The sequence below is a fragment of the Rhodococcus sp. YH1 genome (assembly GCF_009939605.1).
Classification (GTDB): Bacteria; Actinomycetota; Actinomycetes; order Mycobacteriales; family Mycobacteriaceae; genus Rhodococcus; species Rhodococcus aetherivorans.
The window spans coordinates 37,579-58,660 of sequence record NZ_WVTE01000022.1 but is presented as its reverse complement, the minus strand read 5'-3'; the positions used below and the strand labels follow the sequence as shown (position 1 = coordinate 58,660).

The 21,082-nt window shown below is 73.1% G+C and carries 19 protein-coding genes; 4 read left to right on the top strand and 15 right to left on the bottom strand.

The window, feature by feature from the left end; all coding sequences use genetic code 11:
• Window positions 1–9 precede the first annotated feature (9 nt).
• Window positions 10–1,398, top strand: coding sequence for an amino acid permease (locus AIIKEEIJ_RS02730; protein ID WP_065922828.1), 1,389 nt, complete (start codon window positions 10–12; stop codon window positions 1,396–1,398).
• A gap of 38 nt (window positions 1,399–1,436) precedes the next feature.
• Here the strand turns inward: AIIKEEIJ_RS02730 and AIIKEEIJ_RS02725 are convergent, their stop codons facing one another.
• The 11 genes from AIIKEEIJ_RS02725 to AIIKEEIJ_RS02675 all read right to left on the bottom strand — a co-directional run bounded on the left by AIIKEEIJ_RS02725 (window position 1,437) and on the right by AIIKEEIJ_RS02675 (window position 14,654).
• On the bottom strand, window positions 1,437–2,987 hold the full coding sequence (locus tag AIIKEEIJ_RS02725; protein WP_161994882.1) for a substrate-binding domain-containing protein: 1,551 nt from the start codon (window positions 2,985–2,987) through the stop codon (window positions 1,437–1,439).
• 153 nt (window positions 2,988–3,140) lie between these two features.
• Window positions 3,141–4,406 carry a PucR family transcriptional regulator gene (locus tag AIIKEEIJ_RS02720; RefSeq protein ID WP_006933981.1) on the bottom strand — a complete coding sequence of 422 codons (1,266 nt, stop codon included), beginning with the start codon at window positions 4,404–4,406 and terminating at the stop codon, window positions 3,141–3,143.
• A gap of 130 nt (window positions 4,407–4,536) precedes the next feature.
• On the bottom strand, window positions 4,537–5,955 hold the full coding sequence (locus AIIKEEIJ_RS02715) for an acyl-CoA synthetase (RefSeq protein WP_006933979.1): 1,419 nt from the start codon (window positions 5,953–5,955) through the stop codon (window positions 4,537–4,539).
• Window positions 5,956–5,960: 5 nt separating this feature from the next.
• Window positions 5,961–6,656 (bottom strand): hypothetical protein, encoded by a 696-nt coding sequence (locus tag AIIKEEIJ_RS02710; protein WP_006933977.1) that lies wholly within the window; start codon window positions 6,654–6,656, stop codon window positions 5,961–5,963.
• Window positions 6,657–6,732: 76 nt separating this feature from the next.
• Complete coding sequence (locus tag AIIKEEIJ_RS02705) at window positions 6,733–7,752, bottom strand: proline dehydrogenase family protein (RefSeq protein ID WP_051446042.1); 1,020 nt, start codon at window positions 7,750–7,752, stop codon at window positions 6,733–6,735.
• Complete coding sequence (pruA, locus tag AIIKEEIJ_RS02700) at window positions 7,749–9,389, bottom strand: L-glutamate gamma-semialdehyde dehydrogenase (RefSeq protein WP_161994876.1); 1,641 nt, start codon at window positions 9,387–9,389, stop codon at window positions 7,749–7,751. Before pruA ends, AIIKEEIJ_RS02705 begins: the two co-directional genes overlap by 4 nt.
• Before the next feature lie 110 nt (window positions 9,390–9,499).
• On the bottom strand, window positions 9,500–10,585 hold the full coding sequence (gene dapC, locus AIIKEEIJ_RS02695) for a succinyldiaminopimelate transaminase (protein WP_161994881.1): 1,086 nt from the start codon (window positions 10,583–10,585) through the stop codon (window positions 9,500–9,502).
• A 35-nt stretch (window positions 10,586–10,620) separates the two neighbouring features.
• Window positions 10,621–10,944, bottom strand: a complete 324-nt coding sequence (gene fdxA, locus AIIKEEIJ_RS02690) for a ferredoxin (RefSeq protein ID WP_006933964.1) — start codon at window positions 10,942–10,944, stop codon at window positions 10,621–10,623.
• A gap of 129 nt (window positions 10,945–11,073) precedes the next feature.
• Window positions 11,074–11,775, bottom strand: a complete 702-nt coding sequence (locus tag AIIKEEIJ_RS02685) for a hypothetical protein (RefSeq protein ID WP_037200680.1) — start codon at window positions 11,773–11,775, stop codon at window positions 11,074–11,076.
• Window positions 11,772–14,405, bottom strand: coding sequence for a bifunctional FO biosynthesis protein CofGH (locus tag AIIKEEIJ_RS02680; protein WP_161994875.1), 2,634 nt, complete (start codon window positions 14,403–14,405; stop codon window positions 11,772–11,774). Before AIIKEEIJ_RS02680 ends, AIIKEEIJ_RS02685 begins: the two co-directional genes overlap by 4 nt.
• A 60-nt stretch (window positions 14,406–14,465) precedes the next feature.
• Window positions 14,466–14,654 carry a hypothetical protein gene (locus AIIKEEIJ_RS02675; protein ID WP_006933961.1) on the bottom strand — a complete coding sequence of 63 codons (189 nt, stop codon included), beginning with the start codon at window positions 14,652–14,654 and terminating at the stop codon, window positions 14,466–14,468.
• A gap of 174 nt (window positions 14,655–14,828) precedes the next feature.
• Between AIIKEEIJ_RS02675 and AIIKEEIJ_RS02670 the strand changes: the two genes are divergently transcribed.
• The 3 genes from AIIKEEIJ_RS02670 to AIIKEEIJ_RS02660 are packed head-to-tail and all read left to right on the top strand — an operon-like array spanning window position 14,829 to window position 17,589.
• Entirely contained in the window at window positions 14,829–15,308 is a 480-nt protein-coding gene (locus AIIKEEIJ_RS02670; protein ID WP_044475775.1) for a PH domain-containing protein, read from the top strand.
• Entirely contained in the window at window positions 15,305–16,858 is a 1,554-nt protein-coding gene (locus tag AIIKEEIJ_RS02665) for a PH domain-containing protein (protein ID WP_161994874.1), read from the top strand. Before AIIKEEIJ_RS02670 ends, AIIKEEIJ_RS02665 begins: the two co-directional genes overlap by 4 nt.
• Complete coding sequence (locus tag AIIKEEIJ_RS02660) at window positions 16,855–17,589, top strand: uracil-DNA glycosylase (RefSeq protein WP_006933956.1); 735 nt, start codon at window positions 16,855–16,857, stop codon at window positions 17,587–17,589. The genes AIIKEEIJ_RS02665 and AIIKEEIJ_RS02660 overlap by 4 nt, the downstream gene beginning before the upstream one ends.
• Here the strand turns inward: AIIKEEIJ_RS02660 and AIIKEEIJ_RS02655 are convergent.
• The 4 genes from AIIKEEIJ_RS02655 to AIIKEEIJ_RS02645 are packed head-to-tail and all read right to left on the bottom strand — an operon-like array spanning window position 17,552 to window position 21,048.
• The gene (locus AIIKEEIJ_RS02655; protein ID WP_006933953.1) at window positions 17,552–17,989 is read right to left on the bottom strand and encodes a hypothetical protein; all 438 of its coding nucleotides are present in this window, start codon (window positions 17,987–17,989) and stop codon (window positions 17,552–17,554) included. The genes AIIKEEIJ_RS02660 and AIIKEEIJ_RS02655 overlap by 38 nt on opposite strands.
• Window positions 17,990–18,041: 52 nt before the next feature.
• Entirely contained in the window at window positions 18,042–18,200 is a 159-nt protein-coding gene (locus tag AIIKEEIJ_RS32480) for a hypothetical protein (protein WP_006933951.1), read from the bottom strand.
• A gap of 50 nt (window positions 18,201–18,250) precedes the next feature.
• On the bottom strand, window positions 18,251–19,144 hold the full coding sequence (gene mshB, locus AIIKEEIJ_RS02650) for an N-acetyl-1-D-myo-inositol-2-amino-2-deoxy-alpha-D-glucopyranoside deacetylase (protein ID WP_083662478.1): 894 nt from the start codon (window positions 19,142–19,144) through the stop codon (window positions 18,251–18,253).
• Complete coding sequence (locus AIIKEEIJ_RS02645; RefSeq protein ID WP_161994873.1) at window positions 19,141–21,048, bottom strand: ABC transporter substrate-binding protein; 1,908 nt, start codon at window positions 21,046–21,048, stop codon at window positions 19,141–19,143. Before AIIKEEIJ_RS02645 ends, mshB begins: the two co-directional genes overlap by 4 nt.
• Between the last annotated feature and the right edge of the window lie 34 nt (window positions 21,049–21,082).

Below are 21,082 nucleotides of genomic sequence, written 5' to 3'. Positions count from 1 at the left end.
AAACCGATCGTGTCGAAAACCGAGCACACACTCACCGAAGCCGACCACCTCGAGCACGGGCTCAAGGTCCGGCACCTGACGATGATGGGACTCGGTTCCGCGATCGGCGCAGGCCTGTTCCTCGGGTCCGGCGTCGGCATCGCCGCCGCCGGACCCGCGGTGATCGTCTCCTACGTCCTGGCCGGCATCATGATCGTCTTCGTGATGCGCATGCTCGGGGAGATGGGAGCGGCCCTCCCGGCCAGCGGATCCTTCTCCCATTACGCCCGCATCGGCATCGGTGAATGGGCCGGCTTCACGATGGGCTGGCTCTACTGGTTCATGCTCATCATGGTGCTGGGCGTCGAGATCACCGGCGCCTCGGCGATCGTGAGCAGCTGGCTGCCGGGCGTGCCGCAATGGGTGGTGGCCCTGGTGTTCGTCACGTTCTTCGCGGTGGTGAACCTGGCGAAGGTCGCCAACTTCGGCGAGTTCGAGTTCTGGTTCGCGGCGCTGAAGGTCGCGGTCATCATCGCGTTCCTCGTCATCGGCGTGATGCTGGTGTTCGGTTTGCTGCCGGACACCGAGCCGGTGGGACTGACACACCTGCTCGGCGACGGCGACGGTTTCGCCCCCAACGGGCTCGCCGGTATCGCCGCCGGCCTGCTGGCCGTCGCCTTCGCGTTCGGCGGCATCGAGATCGTCACCATCGCCGCGGCCGAGTCGCGCGACCCCGAGCGGTCCATCGCGACCGCGGTGCGCACCGTCGTGTGGCGCATCAGCCTGTTCTACCTGGGCTCGATCTCGATCATGGTGCTGGTGCTGCCGTGGACGTCGGCGAGCGGGGAGACCTCGCCGTTCGTGAGCGTCCTCGACATCGCCGGCCTGCCGTACGTGTCGGGCTTCATGGAACTCGTCGTGGTGATCGCCCTGCTGTCGGCGTTCAACGCCAACGTCTACGGCACCTCACGCATGGCGTACTCCCTCGCCCGGGGCGGCGACGGCCCGACCGTGCTCGCGAAGCTCTCCCGCACGGGTGTTCCCCGCAACGCCGTGCTGCTGTCCGTGTTCTTCGGGTTCGTTTCGGTCCTGCTGAACTGGTGGCTGCCGGAGGACATCCTCGGCATCCTGCTCAACGCGGTCGGCTCCGCCCTGCTGGCGATCTGGATCTTCATCGTCGTCTCGCACCTGCGGCTGCGGCCCACGCTCGAACAGGAGGGCCGCCTCACCGTCCGGATGTGGGCGTTCCCCTACCTGAGCTGGCTGACCCTGGCCATGCTCGGCGCGTTCATCGTGCTCATGCTGTTCGACTCCGCCGCGCGGATACAGCTGGCCTCGACGGCGGTGCTGTTCCTGTTCATCGCCGCGGTGTCCCGGCTGTGGCAGCGCCGGAGCCGGTCCCGCACCGCGGCGCGGTAGTGCCGGAGGCGCGGTAGGTCCGGGGGTGGCCGGCGGCCTCAGCGCTCGCCGCGGTCGGCGAGGGCGTTGACGAAGACGTTCGCGATGTCCGCGGGGTCGCGGGCGACGTAGCTCGAGCCGCCCGTCACGCGGGAGATCTCGGCGAGGATCTGCGCATCCGCGTCCTCCGTGATGCCGATCGTCACGACGATCACCGGCCGTGCCGGGTCCTGCTCCCGCGCGAGGATCTCGAGGAGTTGCGCCTCGGTGATGCTGTCCGGATCCTCGTTCGCTCCGTCGGTGAGGACGATGACGCTGTTGACCGCGCGCGGGTCGTAACTCTGCTGCACGGCGCGGAACGCCGCGAGAGTCGTGTCGTACAGGCCGGTGCCACCCCCGACCAGACCGGGCACCTTCTCCGCCTGGGCCGCCATCACCTCACGCTGGGTGCGCCCGTCCACGTCGGTGTCGTACCGCCGGATCGGCACCAGCTCGAGATAGTCCTGGCCGTCACCGCCGAGGTCCTGCGAGAACGCCCACAGCCCGGCGGAGACGCTGTCGGGGAACATCGCATTGCCCGCGAGGGCGGCCCGCACCGTCAGGTCCATCCGGGTGCCGTCGCCGGCGGGAAACCGCATCGAACCGGACACGTCGATCGCGACGAGCGTGCGGATCGGCAACGCCATCAGCGACCAGGCGCCGAGCGCCTCCTCCGCCATCGCCTCGTCCCGCAGTGACAGCAGCGGCACGCCCCCGATGCCGCGGCCGTCGGGCAACGGCTCGCCGTCGGGCCCGCGGAACCCGTGGTCGTGGAACACGTCGAGGGCCTTCTCCGTGCCCAGCACCTCGATCAGTACCCGTGCGGCGTCCGTCGCGCGATGGTGCCGGTCGGGCACCGGCGACGTCACCACCACCGGATATTCCAGCAGGATGCTGCCGTTGTCCGGTACCCGCGCCTCGAGGGCCGACTCGTTCGCCGTCGTGAAGGCCAGCACCTGCTGCTCGGTGGCGACGCCGATGCCGTCGGCGCCGATCGTCGCCAGCAGGTCGGCGCCGCTGGGCGCCTCCTCGGTGCGGATGCTCTCCTTCTGGGCGAGGGGCACCATGGCGGTGCGCACCGTGCCGACGGCGACGGGGTCGTCCTGGGTCTCGGCCAGGGCCGCCCGGATCGGGGCGGCGGCGACACCGGTCCGCAGCGGGTTGCCCAGCACCAGATCCGGGATCGCGAGGGCGGCGCGCCAGCTGGACACCTCCGGAACCGCCCCCGGGGGCCCGACCAGCACCGCGGGGGTGCTCGCGACCGCCCCGGCGATCATCTGTACCGGCCCGGCGGCGGTCGGTGCCGCACGACTCGCCCACCACCGGGCATCGGGAATCCACAGGTCGGGCGCGTCGATCCCCTTGCCGAGCAGCCCGGCGACGTCCCCCGGTTCGGCGGTGTCGACCGTGAACTCGTAGCAGTGGGTGTCCGCGTTTTCCGAGAGGACGGAACTCACGGCCGGTTCGATGCTCGGAGCGACGGCGAGGCTGTACTGCTCGACGGTGTCGCATCCGCCGGTCAGGGCGCGGACGACGCCGACTCCGGCCGCCGCGAGCACTACCACCACCACCGCTCCGACGACTGCGACAACCCGGGTCGATCGGCCGTCACGTGACGTCCGCACGCTGTGGCGGCCTCCTGCCATGTGGTCCTCCCCTGCCGGTGCCGGGCCGCGCCGCACACACCGTCGTCATGATCTGCGCCACATCGTAACGGTCCGGTCTCACGTGCCGTCGGAAGGTGAGCCGCCGGCTGCCGCTCCGCTCTGGAGGCGCCGCGCGACGAGCGCGGCGTGCAGGTGGCGCAGCCCGGAGGGGACGGTGGGATCGAACCCGGTGAGCTGCGCGACCCGCTTGAGCCGGTAGTCGACGGTGTTGGCGTGCACGTGCAGGCTCCTCGCGGTGCGCTGGCGGCTCAGTTCGTGGGCGATGTGGGTCTCGAGGGTCTCGACCAGCTCGGGCGCGTCGGCGAGCGGTTCGAGCACCCGCACGAGGTGCTCGCGGGCCGGCCCGGGCCGGGTGAGCTGATACTCGAACGCGAGGTCCTGCATCCGGTACACGCCGGCGGGCCGGCGCAGATGGCCGACCAGTTCGAGCAGCTCGTGCGCCTGGTGCGCCGCGGCGGGGATGCCCGGGACGTCGGACTCGACGAGCGAGACCGTCAGCGGCACCCCCGCGGCACGCGCGACCCGCTCGTAGAGCGCGGTGCGGATGTGCTCGGCCGGGGTGTCGCCGAGCAGCACGGTGCCGCCCTCGGGTCCGAGCATGGTCAGCTGCCGGCCGTCGCACACCCGGTCCAGCTCGGTCTCGAGCCGCCGCAGGGTACGCCGCGCGACGACCTCCGGCCGCACGTGCGGATTGCGCTCGTCCGGGTGCCGGCCCAGCCGCACTCCCAGCACCGTGTACCGCTCGGCCAGCTCGAGCCCGGACCGGCGCGCGACGGCGGCGGCGTCCTGCCCGCCGAGCAGGGCCGTCACGAGCTCCTGGGCCGCGACGTCGCGGTTGCGGCGCATCGCCTCGAGTTCGGCGACGAACCCGGTGGTCGCGGCGACGGTGACGCGTTCGAGCAGCGCCATCCACAGCCGCGACGCCGCGGCGACCGACTCGACGTCGCCCTCGCGGGCCCGGGCGGTGACGAGTTCCCAGCCCAGCCGGATGCCCTCGTGGTAGATGCGCAGCATGTATTCCAGACGGAACCCGGCGCGCGCCCACTGGGCGGCGCTGCTGCGCAGCTCCGACAGGTCGGCGTCGGTCGGCAGCTCCCCCGTGTCGAGCACCTGGATCGCCAGGCGCAGGCACCGGACGGTGATCTCGGTGACGTCGCCGCGCAGGGCTTCGCCCGGTTGCAGCGAACACGGCGCGACGTTGTCCGCGAAGTGCGCGACCAGCTTGCGGGCGACGGCGCGCAGGTCCCGCAGCGGGACCGAGGCGGGCCTTCCGTCGACGACGAACGCCACCCCGGACCGCGAACCGTATTCGGACACCGACATTCCGCGGAACCCCCCATGACTCCGGAAAGAGACGAACTTACTCTGCCGTAGGAAGGTACGTGGCCCGGGCGAATCGGACAAGGGCCCGCAGAGACCTGGCTCACACCCGGCGGCGGCGACGGGCCGAGACTCAGGTCAGCAGCTGCTTCTTCTGGACCTTGCCCATCGCGTTGCGCGGGAGGGTGTCCACCACCCGCACCTCCCGCGGCCGCTTGTGCACGGAGAGCTGACGGGCCACGAGCTCGATCAGCGCGCCCGGGTCGACGGCCGGGCCGTCCGGGGCGGGCACCACGAAGGCGACGATGCGCTGGCCCAGGTCGTCGTCGGGGACGCCCACCACCGCGACCTCCCGCACGGACGGATCGCCGAGCAGCACGGTCTCGATCTCGCCGGCCCCGACCCGGAAGCCGCCGGACTTGATCAGGTCCGTCGACTCGCGACCGACGATGCGGTGGAACCCGCCCGGATCGATCGCCGCGACGTCGCCGGTGACGAACCACCCGTCCGGGGTCCACGCCGCGGCCGTCGCGTCGGGACGGTTCAGGTAGCCGTCGAACAGCATCGGCCCGCGCACCTGCAGCCCGCCGATGCTCTCCCCGTCGTGGGGGACGTCGTTGCCGTGCTCGTCGCGCAGCCGGGTTTCGACCCCGCGCACCGGAGTACCCACCCATCCGGGCCGGCGCTCCCCGTCGACCCGGGTGCTGAGCGTCAGCATCGTCTCGCTCATCCCGTACCGCTCGATCGGGGTCAGCCCGGTCAGCTCGCGCAGGCGCTCGAACACCGGGACGGGCAGCGGCGCGCTGCCGGACACGAGCAGCCGCGCACCGCTCAGGGCCTTCGCGGATTCCTCGTCCTCCACGACGCGGGACCACACCGTCGGCACCCCGAAGTACAGGGTGCCGTGCGCCTGCGCGTACGCCTCCGGGGTGGGCCTGCCGGTGTGGATCAGCCGGCTGCCGACGCGCAGCGGACCGAGCACGCCGAGGATCAGGCCGTGCACGTGGAACAAGGGCAGCCCGTGCACCAGCGTGTCGCGTTCGGTCCAGTCCCACGCCTCGGCCAGCGCGTCGATCCCGGCCGCGATCGCGCGTCGGCTCAGCAGCACGCCCTTGGGCGCGCCGGTGGTGCCGGAGGTGTAGAGCACGAACGCCGTGCGGGACGGATCGGGTTCCGGGTGACTGTGCCAGTCGCGGGCGTGCAGCCGCACCGGCACCACCGGCAGGCCGGGTTCGTCCGGCACGTCGCCGAGCCACGCCTGAGCCCCGGAGTCGCGCAGGATGTGCTCCCGTTCCGCGGGGCCGGAGTCCGGTGGCACCGGGACGACGGTGACCCCGGCGAGCAGGCAGCCCACCACCGCGATCACCGTCGTCGCCGTCGGCGCGGCGAGCACCGCGAGACGTTCGGCTCCGCCGATGCGGCGGGCCAGGGCACCGGCCGCGCCGAGGATGTCGCTGCGCGAAAGCGTGTGCCCGTCGATGCGGACCGCGTCGGGCAGGTCGTCGCCGCGCGCGACGGCCAGGGGGTTGAGGGAACGAAGCAGCGAAGACACGTCGGTCAGGATCGCACAGCCGCCGCGAGGGCGGCGCGGCGCGGCGGCGCCACCGTCCCGAGCACCGCGCCGAGCAGCACACCGACGAGGACGGCCACGCCGTGCCCGTCACCGGCCACCACCAGCACCGCGCCGGCGAGGCCGATGCCGACGGCGGCCGCGAGCACGGCCCCGCGGGCGCCGACCGCCAGCCACAGGCCCGCGATCGACCCCGCGACCGCGAACGACGCGCCCGAGCTGCCGGCACCGGTCGACGGCGACACGAACGCGGTGAACAGCCCGAACAGCAGCTGGCTCACCGCGAACAACCCGACCGCCCGGCCCGGGCCCCACACCCGCACCGCGACGGTCGCGACGACGGCGAGGAGGAGCAGATTCACCAGGGTGACGAACACGCCGCCGTCCTGCACGAGCACCGAGGTCAGGACCCGCCACCATTCGTCCTCGGCGCGGATCCGCAGCGGGTCGCGGCCGAACGTCCCGAGCAGCGACGGCACGGCCAGGCGCAGCAGCGACGGGACCGCGACGACGAGCCACAGCACGAGCGCGGTCACCGGCGGCGGCCACAGCAGCTGACCCGGCGGGGGCCACCACACCAGCCGCCCCGGCGGCGCGCACCGACGCTGCGCGAGCAGCACCGCGAGGGCCGCGACGAGGGCGAGCAGGAGCACCGAACCGGGGTCGGCCTCCGAGGTGCTCACGGGCGTCAATGTACCTGCGGACGTACCCGGCGTCCGGTTCCGTCGACGGCGGGTCCGCTCCCCCGGCGCCGGACGTTCAATCCCGTGACACCACCGAGCGCAGGAAGAACCGCAGGTTCGACGGCCGCTCCGCGAGCCGCCGCATCAGGTACCCGTACCACTGGGCCCCGTAGGGGACGTACACCCGCATGCGCAGGCCGGCGCCGGCGAGCCGGCGCTGTTCGAGGTCGCGGATCCCGTACAGCATCTGATGCTCGAATCCGTCCGGGCCGCGGGCGTACTCGGCGGCGAGCGGTCCCGCGGCCGCCACGATCGCCGGGTCGTGCGAGGCCACCATCGGATAGCCCTGCCCGGCCATGAGCACCCGCAGGCACCGCAGGTACGAGGCGTCCACCTCGGCGGAATCCTGGTACGCCACCGACGCCGGTTCGCGGTAGGCGCCCTTGCACAGCCGCACCCGCGAGCCCGGGCCGGACAGGTCGCGGCAGTCCGCCTCGGTGCGGCGCAGGTAGGCCTGCAGCACGGCACCGACCCAGGGGAAGTCCTCGCGCAGCCGCCGCACGATCGACAGGGTGGCGTCGGTGGTGGTGTGGTCCTCGGCGTCGACGGTGACCCACACCCCCGCCGCGGCGGCGGCCGCGCAGATCTGCCGGGCGTGCCCGAGCGCGATGCCGGGGCCCTCGGCGCCGAGGGCCAGGCCGAGCGCGGTGAGCTTGACCGACACCTCCACCGCCGGCATCGGGGCATCGCGCTCGACCAGCGGAGCCAGGTCGGCGATCAGCGCCTCGTATTCGGCGACGATCGCCCGGGCCTGCGCGAGATCGGTGGTGTCCTCCCCGAGGTGGTCGATGCTCACCGCCCGTCCGGTGCCGAGCAGGGCCTTCGTGGCCGCCAGCGCGTCGGGGCGGGTGTCCCCGGCGACGAACCGGTCGACGAGCCGGCGTGTCGGCGGCGCCGTGGTGACCAGCGCCCGGACGCGGGGCGACTTCGCGGCCGCGAGGATCACCGGCCGCAGCGGGTTCGACGCCAGCCGCGGCAGCGCCCGCGACGTCACGGGCGGCGACGGCAGCGGTTCCGAGGCGACCACGGACCTCACCCGCCCTTCATGTGCGGGTACCGGTAGTCCGTCGGTGGCACGAACGTCTCCTTGATCGTCCGCGCCGACACCCAGCGCAGCAGGTTCAGCGGCGAGCCCGCCTTGTCGTCGGTGCCGGACGCCCGGCCGCCGCCGAAGGGTTGCTGCCCCACCACCGCGCCCGTGGGTTTGTCGTTGACGTAGAAGTTGCCGGCCGCGAACCGCAGCGCGGCGGTGGCCTCCTCGACGGCCGCGCGGTCCTCGGCGATCACCGAGCCGGTGAGCGCGTAGGGGGCGCCGCGGTCGACGAGGTCGAGCACCCGCCGCCACGCGTCCGGCTCCGCGTCGTCGTAGACGTGCACACTCAGCACCGGACCGAAGTACTCCGTGCACATCGACTCGTCACCCGGATCGTCGGTGAGCAGGACGGTGGGCCGCACGAACCAGCCGACCCACTGGTCGTACCCGCCGCCGACGGCGATCTCGATCGACTCGCGGTCGCGGGCCCGCTCGAGGGCGCCGACGACCTTCTCGTAGGCAGTCCGGTCGATCAGGGCGCCGCCGAAGTTCGACAGGTCGGTCACGTCGCCGTAGGTCAGGCTCTCGACCTCGTCGAGGAACTCAGTGCGCATGCGCCGCCACAGGGAGCGGGGCAGGAACGCCCGCGACGCCGCCGAGCACTTCTGCCCCTGATATTCGAAGGCACCCCGGATCAGGGCCGTGGACAGCACGCCCGGATCGGCCGACGGGTGCGCGAGGACGAAGTCCTTGCCGCCGGTCTCCCCCACCAGCCGCGGATACGTGCGGTAGCCGTCGATGTTGGCCCCGACCTCCCGCCACAGGTGCTGGAACGTCCGGGTCGACCCGGTGAAGTGGATACCGGCCAGCCGCGGATCGCGCAGGAGCACCTCCGACGCGACCCGGCCGTCCCCGGTGATCAGATTGATCACGCCCGGCGGCATCCCCGCCGCCTCGAGCAGGCGCATCGTCCAGTACGCCGACAGGGACTGCGTCGGTGCGGGCTTCCACACCACGGTGTTGCCCAGCAGCGCCGGAGCGGTGGGCAGGTTCCCGGCGATCGCCGTGAAATTGAACGGGGTGATCGCGTACACGAACCCCTCGAGCGGCCGGTAGTCCATCCGGTTCCACACACCCGGCGACGAATACGGCTGGTCGGCGAGCAGCGCCCGGGCGAAGTGCACGTTGAATCGCCAGAAGTCGACCAGTTCGCACGGCGCGTCGATCTCCGCCTGCTGCACCGACTTGGACTGGCCCAGCATGGTGGCGGCCGCGATCGTCTCCCGCCACGGCCCGGCCAGCAGGTCGGCGGCCCGCAGCAGCACGGCCGCGCGGGCGTCGAACGACATCTCCCGCCACGCGGGGGCCGCGTCCGTCGCCGCCTCGACGGCCGCCGTCGCCTCCGCCGGGGTGGCGTTGCGCAGGGTGCCGAGCACCGCGTGATGGTTGTGGGGCTGCACGATGTCGAAGCGATCGCCCTCACCGTGCACGTGCTCGCCGCCGATGACGTGCGAGACGTCCACCGGTTCGGCCGCCAGCTCCTTCAGCTTGGCGGTCAGACGCTCCCGCTCCGGGCTGCCGGGAGCGTAGGTGTGGACCGGCTCGTTGGCCGGCGCAGGAACTGCAGTGACGGCGTCCATGGGGCCTCCCTGGGCCCAGGGTAGCGCCGAACACCGCGTCGCATACGGCAATCCTGCTCGGGCAGCGTCGCTTCCGCCGCGCGCGCATCACGTCAGCCGGTGCGCGCACATCACATCAGCCGCTGCGCGGCGGCCGCGATCCTCTCGTCCGAGGCCGTCAGCGCGATCCGCACGTGCTGGACACCGCCGGGACCGTAGAACTCGCCCGGGGCCACGAGGATCCCGCGTTCGGCGAACCAGTCCACCGTCGCGCGGCACTCCTCGCCGCGGCTCGCCCACAGGTACAGGCCGGCTTCGGAGTGATCCACCGTGAACCCGGCACCGCGGACGGCCGCGAGCAGCACCTCGCGGCGCTTGCGGTACAGCTCGCGCTGCGCGTTCTCGTGTTCGTCGTCGTTCAGCGCGACGGTCATCGCCGACTGGATCGGCAGCGGCACCATCATGCCGGCGTGCTTACGCACCTCGAGCAGGTCCGCGACGAGTTCGGCGTCGCCGGTGACGAAGCCGGCGCGGTAGCTGGCCAGGTTCGACGTCTTCGACAGCGAGTGCACCGCGAGCAGGTTCGTGTGGTCGCCGTCGCACACGCTCGGGTGCAGGATGGACAGTGCCTCACCCTCCCAGGTCAGGCCCAGGTAGCACTCGTCGGAGACGACGATCGCGTCCCGGCTGCGCGCCCAGTCCACCACCTTGCACAGGTGTTCGAGGCCGAGCACCTTGCCCGTCGGGTTCGACGGCGAGTTCACGAACACCAGCGCCGCGCCCTCGGGTCCCAGGCGGTTGAGGCCGTCGGCACGAATGATCCGCGTGCCGGCGAGCAGCGCTCCCACCTCGTACGTCGGGTACGCGAGCTCGGGGATCACCACCAGGTCGCTGCCGCCGAGGCCGAGGAGGCTCGGCAGCCACGCGATCATCTCCTTGGTGCCGATGGCCGGCAGGATCGCGGACGCGTCGATGCCGGTGACGCCGTAGCGTCGGGCCAGCGCCCCGACCGCGGCGGCGCGCAGCGCTTCCGTGCCGTGGGTGGTCGGATACCCGGATTCCTCCGCGACGGCGAGCAGCGCCTCACGGATGACCGGGGCGACGGGGTCGACGGGGGTGCCGACCGAGAGATTGACGATGCCGCCGGGGTGCGCGGCCGCCTTCTCCTTCGCGCCGGTCAGCGAGTCCCACGGAAAGTCCGGCAGGCTCGCGGCCACCGAACGACGAGTGCGCGTCACGGTACCGCCGATCACTATTCCTCGCCCATGGGCGGCAGGGCCTTGACGAACGGCGGGTCGTAGTCGACCTTGCCGAGCTTCGCGGCGCCACCCGGGGATCCGAGATCGTCGAAGAAGTCGACGTTGGCCTTGACGTACGCGCTCCACTCGTCCGGCACGTCGTCCTCGTAGAAGATCGCCTCGACGGGGCACACCGGCTCGCAGGCACCGCAGTCCACGCACTCGTCCGGATGGATGTACAGCATGCGACCGCCCTCGTAGATGCAGTCGACCGGGCATTCCTCGATGCACGCCTTGTCCAACACGTCCACGCACGGTTCCGCAATCGTGTACGTCACTGGTGTTCTCCCTGCCTCTCTGGTCGCCCGCCCACCTGCACGGTCACGCCGAATCGGGGCGCGCTCCGCGTCCGTCGACGTCCAGTATCCCCCGCCGCGGGGACACCCCTCCGAGTTAGGGTGCCCTGACTAGACGGGCCCCGGCTGGGCGCCCAGCCATTGCTGCCCGTCCGCGGCGGCCCGGGACAGGGCGGACCGCTCGCCGACGTATCCGGCCAGTGCCCCCACCAGCGGCAGCACGCCGAGCGCGCGCCACGCGCCCGACGGCTGCGGACGCCGCGCGAATTCCGCGTTCACCGCCCGGACCAGGTCGATCGTCGACCGCACCGGACGCCGCACCCACGACAGCGGCGTCCCGGTTTCGCCCGTGCCGAGGAGGTCGCGGCGGCACAGCACGGCCGCGAGCATCCGCACCTGGCGGTCGCGGTCGTGGATTCCGCGTTCCCGGGCGACGGCGAGCAGCACGATCGCCTGGTTGACGAAGCCGAGCGCGTCCTGCAGCGGCAGCATCCGGCCCACCACCCCGAGCATGCCGGGGAACGCGACGGGCAGCGTCGAGACCGAGCCGAGCCCGCCGACCCACCAGTTCACCCGCTCCTGTTCCGAGGCGGCCGCCCACGCCGCCGTGCCCGGCACGCGGCCGGCGTCGAGCACGGCCGCGGCCGCGTCGAGCACCTGCTCGACCGGGGTCCGCTCCCGCACCGTGGGCACGAACGTGCGGGCCTTGAGACCGAACGGGTCGAGGTACGCCAGGTCGAACAGCGGCCCGACGCCTGCGGCGGTCGCGTCCAGGGCCGCCGCGACGACCCCGTCGCCCAGCCTGGGGCTCACCGGCCGGCCCCGCTGAGGGCGCCCCCGTCGACAGCGAGCGGCGCGTAGGCGGTGCTCCGCTGACGGGCCGGGCGACCGATGCCCTCGGCGATCGCCACGAGTTCTGCCACGGTCTTCTCCGAGCCGTGCTGGGAACCCGCCATCCGGGAGATCGTCTCCTCCATCAGGGTGCCGCCGAGGTCGTTGGCGCCGCCCTGCAGCATCGCCTGCGTGCCGGCGACACCCAGCTTGACCCAGCTGGTCTGGATGTTGTCGATCCGGCCGTGCAGCATGATCCGCGCCAGCGCGTGCGCGGCGCGGTTGTCGCGCAACGTCGGACCGGGCCGCGACGCGCCGGCCAGGTACAGCGGCGACGACTGGTGCACGAACGGCAGCAGCACGAACTCCGTGAAGCCGCCGGTGCGGTCCTGGATCCCACGCAGCACGTTCAGGTGCCCCACCCAGTGGTGCGGCTGGTCGACGTGGCCGTACATCATCGTCGAGCTGGACCGCAGCCCCACCTCGTGTGCGGTGGTGACCACCTCGATCCACTCCGCGGTGGGCAGCTTGCCCTTGGTGAGCACCCAGCGGACCTCGTCGTCGAGGATCTCCGCGGCGGTGCCGGGGATCGTGTCGAGGCCGGCCTCACGCAGCTCGGTCAGCCAGTCGCGGACGGACACGCCGCTGCGGGAGACGCCGTTGGCGATCTCCATCGGGGAGAAGGCGTGCACGTGCATCGACGGCACCCGCTCCTTGACCGCGCGGACCAGGTCGGCGTAGCCGGTGACGGGCAGTTCCGGGTCGATGCCCCCCTGCATGCACACCTCGGTGGCACCGGCGACGTGCGCCTCCCACGCCCGGTCCGCGACCTCCGCGGTGGACAGGGTGAACGCGTCGGAGTCGCCCTTGCGCTGCGCGAACGCGCAGAACCGGCAGCCGGTGTAGCAGATGTTGGTGAAGTTGATGTTCCGGTTGATCACGTACGTGACGTCGTCGCCGACCGTGTCCCGGCGCAGCTGGTCGGCCAGGGCGACGACCGCCTCGAGGCCGGGCCCGTCGGCGTGCGCGAGGGCGACGTACTGGGCGTCGGTACAACCGGCGGGGTCCTTCTCCGCGGCGCGCAGCGCCGAGAGCACGTCCCCGTCCAACCGCACCGGGGCATTCGCGCCGAGTGCGAGGACCTGCTCGCGCACGGTGTCCCAGTCGCCGAACGCGCTGCCGAGGTCGGAGCGGTACTCGGTGTTGCGCCCGGTCACGTCGATCTCGGAGTTCAGATCCACGCGGCCGCTGGACTCCCAATCGAGGTCGGGCTCCTGCCACGGCTGCCCCTGCGGGGTCACGTCCCGGGCCAGACCGGTCGCCGGGTCCGCCAGCGCGCGCACGTGGGCGGCGATCCGCGGGTCGATCCACGGCTGCCCGGCCAGCACGTACTGCGGCTGGGCCGCGATCCGCTCGGTGAGGGTGAACCCGGCGTCGGCGCTGATCCGTGCGAGCGCGTCCAGGTTCGGCCACGGCCGTTCCGGGTTGACGTGGTCCGGGGTCAGCGGTGAGACCCCGCCCCAGTCGTCGACGCCCGCGGCGAGCAGCGCGCGGCACTCGTCGGCGGCGACGAGGTTCGGCGGCGCCTGGATGCGCATGGACGGACCGAGCACGAGCCGGGCCACGGCGATCGCGGCCCGGAACTCGTCGAGTCCGGCGTCGTCCACGTCGCGCATCGCGGTGTCGTCCTTCGCCCGGAAGTTCTGCACGATCACTTCCTGGATATGTCCGAACGCCTTGTGCTGCTTGCGGATTGCCGCGATGGATTCGGCGCGCTCGGTGAGCGTCTCGCCGATGCCGACGAGGATGCCGGTCGTGAACGGCACCGACAGCCGGCCCGCGTCGGTGAGCACCCGCAGCCGTACCGCCGGGTCCTTGTCGGGGCTGCCGTAGTGGCACTCCCCCTGCTCGGTGAACAACCGGGTCGACGTGGTCTCGAGCATCATGCCCATCGACGGGGCCACCGGCTTGAGACGGGACATCTCGGCCCAGCTCATCACCCCGGGGTTCAGGTGCGGCAGCAGCCCGGTCTCCTCGAGAACCCGGATCGCCATCGCGCGCACGTAGTCGAGGGTCGAGTCGTAGCCCCGCTCGTCGAGCCACTGCCGCGCCTCCGGCCAGCGCTCCTCGGGCCGGTCACCGAGCGTGAAAAGCGCTTCCTTGCAACCCAGTTCGGCTCCACGCCGGGCGATGTCCAGGATCTCGTCGGGCTCGAGATACATCCCCTGCCCGGCGGCGCGCAGCTTGCCCGGCACGGTCACGAACGTGCAGTAGTGGCAGCGGTCCCGGCACAGCCGGGTGATGGGGACGAACACCTTGCGGGAATAGGTGACCGTGCCCGGCCGGCCCGCCGCGAGCAGACCGGCGTCGCGCACCCGGGCGGCCGAGGCACACAGGTCCTCGAGATCCGATCCCCGGGCGGCGAGCAGGATCGCGGCCTCGTCGACGTTGAGCGTCGCCCCGTCCCGCGCGCGCCGCAACGCCCGCCGCATGCCCGACGGCGAAACCCGCACAGGATCCGCCGCGGACGACGCGGGCCCGGCCGCGCCGGCGCGGACCGAGGGCAGGGGCAACATCGCGGGCGTGGCACCGTCGTGGGTCGAATCGGTCATTCGCCGATCATGCGCCACCCGCCGTACCCATGCCACCTCGGGGGCACGTCCCCGGCGAACTCACTCGCGGGGATAGTCCTCGTCTCCCGGGACGACCCGGCTCTGCTCGAGAACGTCCGCGGGCTCCACCTCGAGCGGCACCGAGGTCACCTCGTCGTCGGCCGGTTCGTCCTCGGCCGGCATCTCCTGCTCGATCCGATCGGCCTCGGGCAGTTCCGTGTATTCGGTGGTCTCCGATGATTCGGTCACGGCGGTCCTCCTCCTCGTGTCGACTCCGAACCCGGTCGCGGCATTGCCGGGTTTGCTCGCCCGATCAGCTTAGCCTGGAACCGACTGGACACCACCGACGAGGAGAACCGCGTGAACCGGGACGACCCCCCGCCGCCCCCGGCAGCCGGCAGGGCCGCCCCGCCGCCGGTGACGATGGCCGATCCGGCGTGGCGCCCCAGCCCGAGGGCGCGGCTGCTGTGGGCGGTGAGCGCCGCGCTGCTGTGGGTGCCGGTCGTGGCCGCGCAGGTGGTGTGGGCGATAGTCGACTCCGGCCGGCACCCGGGTTGGCACGTCGCCGCCGGCGTCGCCACCGCGGTTCTCGCCGTCGCGCACGTGGCCGTGATGCCGCTGTGGCGGTACCGGGTGCACCGCTGGGAGATCACCGACACCGCCGTGTACACGCGCTCGGGGTGGCTCACCCAGGAACGCCGGATCGCGCCGATCTCCCGGATCCAGACGGTCGACACGGAGCGCGGCCCGATCGAACGATGGCTCGGCCTCGCCACCGTCACCGTCACCACCGCCTCGTCCGCGGGCGCCGTGGAGATCACCGCTCTCGACGTCGGGGTCGCCGACGCCACCGCCGCCCGGCTCACCGCGATCGCCGGCAGCAGCCAGGCCGATGCCACGTGAGCGACGTACCCGTGCCGCCGGAGCGGGAGGACGCCCCCGCCCTCGCCGCCGAGGCCGAGCAGCCGTGGTTGCGGCTGGATCCGCGGATGCTGCTGATCCACCCCGTCGAGGAGGTACTGCGGCTGCTGCCGGTGCTGGTGGCGTCGGTGCTGCTCGGCAGCAGCAGCGGCAATCACGGCTGGGGCCTGGCGGTGGCCGCGCTGCTGGTGGTGATCGGCATGCTGCGCTGGTTCACCACGACCTACCGGATCGGACCGGTGCACGTGGAGCTGCGCCGGGGCCTGCTGCAGCGCCAGCTGCTGTCGGTGCCGCGCAGCCGCATCCGGTCCGTGGACGTCGAACAGCGCCTGCTGCACCGGCTGCTCGGGCTGGCGGTGGTGCGGATCGGGACCGGCCAGCGGACCGGCGCCGGACGCGACCGCAACCGGTTCGAGCTGAACGGCCTGGCGGTCGGTGCCGTGCCGGCGCTGCGCGCCGCCCTGCTCAGCACGCACCCGGGGGCGCCGGACGAGGCGGCCGGGGCGGCCGCCCCGGCCGAAACCGCGATCGCCCGGTTCCAGCCGGGCTGGGTGCGCTACGCCCCGTTCTCGACCACGGGGCTGGTCACCGTCGCGGCGGTGGTGGGACTGGCCTTCCAGTACGGGATCGCCGAGCGGCTCGGCGAGTCGGCCACCGTCGAGCGCGGGCTGTCGTCGATCGAGGCCGCCGGCCCGTTCGTCGCCGCCGTGCTCGGCCTGCTCGTCCTGGGCGTGGTGGCGAGCCTGGCGGCGTGCGTGCGGTACGTGCTGCTGTACACGGACCTGTCGGTCACCGACGACGGGCGGATGCTGCGGGTCGGGCACGGCCTGCTGCGGCACCGGCACACCACCCTGGACCGGCGCCGCCTGCGCGGCGTGAGCCTTCGCGAGCCGCTTGCGCTGCGCCTGGCCGGCGGGGCCCGCCTGGACGCGGTGATGACCGGCGTCGCCGCCGAGCACGGCGAGTCGTCGCTGCTGCTGCCGCCCGCGCCCTCCGCCGAGGCGCGACGGGTCGCGGCAGCGGTACTGCGCGACACGCGGCAGCTCGACGCCCCGCTGCGGCCGCACGGGCCGGCGGCGCGGCGGCGACGGTTCACCCGGGCGCTGAGTCCCGTGGCGCTGGCCGTCGCCGCCGGTGCGACGGCGGTCGCGGTCACCGGCCGCACGGTCTCGGTGGCGGCATGGGGTCCGGCGGTCGCGGCCGTCACGGTGGCGGCGGTGGGGCTGGCGTGGGATCGCTACCGCAGCCTGGGGCATGCCGTGCTGGGGGCGGGGCCGCAGGACGCGACGGCGTGGCTGATCACCCGCGGCGGGTCGCTGGATCGGCGCCGCGTCTCGCTCGAGGCGGACGGCATCATCGGCTGGACGGTGCGGCAGACGTTCTTCCAGCGCCGCGCCGGGGTGGCGACGGTCGTCGCCGCGACCCCGGCCGGTACGGGCCGCTACGCGGTGGTGGACCTCCCCGCGGAGCAGGCGTGGGCGCTGGTCGAGGCGGTCACTCCCGGGGCCGGCGACGGATGGGTGCGCCGATGAACCCGATCGATCGGCCCCCGGACCTGGCCGCGCTCGACGCGCGCCTGATCGAGTGCCGGGCTTGCCCGCGCCTGGTCGCGTGGCGGGAGCAGGTGGGCCGCGAGAAGCGTGCCGCATACCGCGACGAGGAGTACTGGGCGCGTCCCGTGCCCGGGTTCGGACCGGCGGATGCGTCCCTGCTGATCGTGGGCCTGGCCCCGGCCGCGCACGGCGGCAACCGGACCGGCCGGATGTTCACCGGTGACCGCTCGGGCGACTTCCTGTACGCCGCGCTGCACGCGGCGGGCCTGGCGTCGCAGCCCACCGCGACGCACCGCGGCGACGGCCTCGAACTGTTCGGCACCCGCGTCACGTCGCCGGTGCACTGCGCGCCGCCGGCCAACCGGCCGACGCCGCAGGAGCGGGACACGTGCCGCACCTGGCTCGACGCGGAGCTGCAGCTGCTGGCGCCGACGTTGCGCTCGGTCGTGGTGCTCGGCGGCTTCGGATGGCGGGCGCTGCTCCCGGTGCTCGACGACGCCGGCTGGGCCGTGCCGCGTCCCCGCCCCGGATTCGGGCACGGCACGGCGGTGGAACTGCGGCCGCGCGGCGACGCTGCGGACCGCAGGCCGCTACACGTGTTCGGTTGCTATCACGTGAGCCAGCAGAACACGTTCACCGGCCGGCTCACCCCGGCCATGCTCACCGCCGTGCTCACGGACGCGGCGCGGGCTGCCGGACTGCGCTCGTGAGCGCGGCCATGCGGGCGACGAACAGGTGCAACCCGGCGGGGGCGAGCGCACCGACCGGCAGCAGCAGGGTCCGCCAGTCGGCGACGAGGAGCTGATCGCCGCCGGGACCGCCGGCCAGGCACACCACGAAGCCGACGATCCACGCCAGCAGCGGCCACGCCGCGCGCGAGGCGGACCCGGTCTCGGCGCGCATCGCCATCACCAGGAGCATGTTCGCCGCGCCGGCCAGCACGATCGTGATCGGGAACGGCACCGTGCCGATGTACAGGCCGAGGAAGAACACGGACAGCAGCGCGCAGAGGAAGCCGTCGAAGGTCAGCAGCGCGACGATGCCCGGCCGCGGCTTCGGCGCCGGCGGGGCGGGAGCTTCGGTGGCTGTGGTGGCGGGATCGACCGTCATCGTTCGATAGTGCGCCACCGGCGCGGGTGGGTGGTCACCGGGTCCCGGCCGATCACGGCACCGGCGGGTAGCCCATGAGCGTCAGCACGTGGCTGGCCTGGTCCGCGAATCCGTAGAGCGCCTGGTAGTAGGCGGCGTTGATCTGGTCCGCGTAGGGACGCAGCGAATCGACGAATGCGACGATCTGGTTCTGGACGGACCAGTTGTACATCAGGACCCTCTCGTGTGACCACGATCACCTGTCCGGTGCTCGTGGTCACACTAACTCAGCCCGGCGAAGAGGTCACGCTCCCGGCCGGAGCCGTCGACGTCGCCGCGGTCGCCCCGGACGAGCACGTAGTGCTCCTGCTCCAGCACGGGCTGCGCGACGAGGTTGGACAGGGCGAACTGTGCTCCGCCGGGCGCGACGACGACCTGGGTCGCGTGCGCCGCCAGGGCCGCCCGCTTGGCGTCGAGCACGCCGGCGACGTCGACCACGGTGGTGACCTGTTCGTCGGGCACGCACGGCAGGTCGTCGGGGCCGGGACGCTGCCACCCGTCGGGCAGGCCGGTCATCTCCGCGATGCCGCGGCGCAGGGCGCTCGCCTCGGTGACGGTCCAGTACAGCTTCGCCGGATCCCACGGTGCGCCGGCGTGCGGGTAGGCGCCGGTCCCCGCGGCCTCGACCGCTGCGGTCACGACGTGATGCACCTGGATGTGGTCGGGGTGGCCGTAACCGCCCACGGGGTCGTAGGTGACCACCACGTGCGGGCGCAGTTCCCGGATCACCGCGACGAGTGCGGCCACCGCCTCGTCGCGGTCGGCGTTCACCCAGGCCCGCGGGTTCGCGGCCGACGGGGTGCCGGCCATCCCGGAGTCGCGCCAATGCCCGGCGCCGCCGAGGAAGCGGGGCGCGGGCACGCCGAGGGCGGCCAGCGCCCGGCCGAGCTCGTGGATGCGATAGCCACCGAGTTGATCGGCCCGGTCGGCGGTGAGCTGCGCCCATTCGTCGCCGACGACCTCGCCCTCCTCCCCGAGGGTGCACGTCACGACGGTGACCTCGGCGCCCTCGGCGGCGTAGCGGGCGATGGTGCCGCCCGTGGTGATGGATTCGTCGTCGGGATGGGCGTGCACCAGCAGCAGGCGTTTCGGCGCGGGGGCGTTCCGATCGGTCACGGTGTGGTCCTCCACCAGTTCTGCGCGTCGGACAGGGAACCGGCAGGGATCGAGCCGGCCAGCGTCACGCCCTCGACGCCGGGTCCCGCGGCGATCACGGTGCGGTCCTGCACGATCGGCAGGGTGACGGCGAGGTCCCACAGCTTCGGCTGCGCCCCGGCCAGGACGGCGGGCACGTCGCCGGCGCCGCGCAGGGCCCCGGCGAGTTCCGGGTCGAGGGTGGGGTCGCACACCCCGGACACGTTGCTCGGTGCGGCGAGTTGCGCCTCGGCGGCCTCGATCTCGTCGTCGGGAACCGGCCCGGTGTCACCGTCGGGAACCGGCCCGGCGTCACCGTCCGGAACGGACTCGGCGTCACCGTCCGGAACGGACTCGGCGTCACCGCCGGGGGCGGGCTCCGGCGTCGGGGTGGGTGCGGGAGCCGGCTCGACGGAGCCGGGGCCCTGCTCGGGAAGCACTGGGGGGCAACCGAATCGGGACAGCGCAGCGGTGGCGGGGTCGCCTCCGGCGCGCGTCCAGCCGACCACCGCATGCACGGTCCCCTCGACGAGGGCGTCGCCGTAGAGCTCGTCCGGCGGCAACGTCGTCACGGTGGCGGCGACGCCGGCCCCACGCAGCTGGTCCGCGGCGGTGCGGGCGACGGCGTCGGCCACCGGCGAGTTCTCCGGCACGCCCAGCACGAGGGTGAGCGGCACGCCGCCCTGGGCGAGCAGACCCGTGGTCGCGGTCTCGGGCGCCGGGGTGCCGGTTGCGTCGATCGTCGCCGGGCCGGCCAGTACGTACCCGGCCCCGGCGAGGAGCGCGAGGGACTCCTCGCGGCCGGGCCGCGGCGGCATCGTCGGCGAATAGCCGGGATCGGACGGGGCGAGCACCTGCGCGCGGGCCGCGACGACGGCCGATTCCGTGCCGGCCGCGACGGTGGCCAGCAGGTCCGGGTCGAGAAGCCCGAGGACGGCCCGGCGCACGCGCGGATCGGCGAACTCGGTCGTGCGGCCGTTGAGGGTCAGCTCGAGGACGCGGGGCTGCAGCTGGGTGCCGGTGCGCACCTGCGGGATCGCGCCGAGCTGGGCGAGCAGCGCGGATCCCCCACCGTGCATCTGCGCGACCTGCGCGTCGCCGGTGCGAATGGACTCGGCGAGCTGCGCGTCGGTTCCGCCGCGGCGCAACAGGATCCGGTCGGGCCGGGCCGGCGTGCCCCAGAAGCGATCGTTGCGTTCGAGCAGGATCTCGCCGCGGCCGCGGTCGACGGACTTGACATGGAACTGCCCGCCGGACACCGGGATCGATTCGGCGAGGCTCGTGGTGAAACCGCCCGGAGTGTCCTTGACGAGGTGAGCCGGCAGCAGGTGGGTGAACAGTTCCCGCCACGCCGGGTAGGGCTCGCGCAGCGTGACGGTGACGGTCTTGCCGCCGCCGGAGGATCCGACGTCCTCGATGAGGCGGTATCCGGCGGGATCGACCACACCGGGCTGGGTGATCATCTGCTGCCACAGGTACCGGAAGTCCTCGGCGGCGATGGGCGCGCTGTCGGACCACTGCGCCTCGTCGCGCACCTGATAGGTGATGGTGAACGGGGCCTGCGAGGTGACCTCGGCCGATGCGAGGACGGACTCGTCGAGCACCCAGGCGGAGGCGCCGGGCCGCGCGGGGTCGGGCACGGGCCGGAACGCGCTCGGCAGCACCATCCCGGCGACGGTGTTGCCGACGGGCGACTGGTCGGCGAGCAGGTGCGGGTTGAGCCCGGCGCCCACGTCGTCGACGGCCACCACGACGGTGTTGAGCTGGGGAACCGGGGTGGGGGTCCGGGTGGGCTCGGTCTGCTCGATCGGCGGCGGCGGATCGGCGGTGCACGCCGTCAACCCCAGCACCGCGGCGACCGCGGTGATCCCGGCGATCCTGCGCATCCGGCCTCCCTTCCCTCCGGGATGCGGCGGTGGT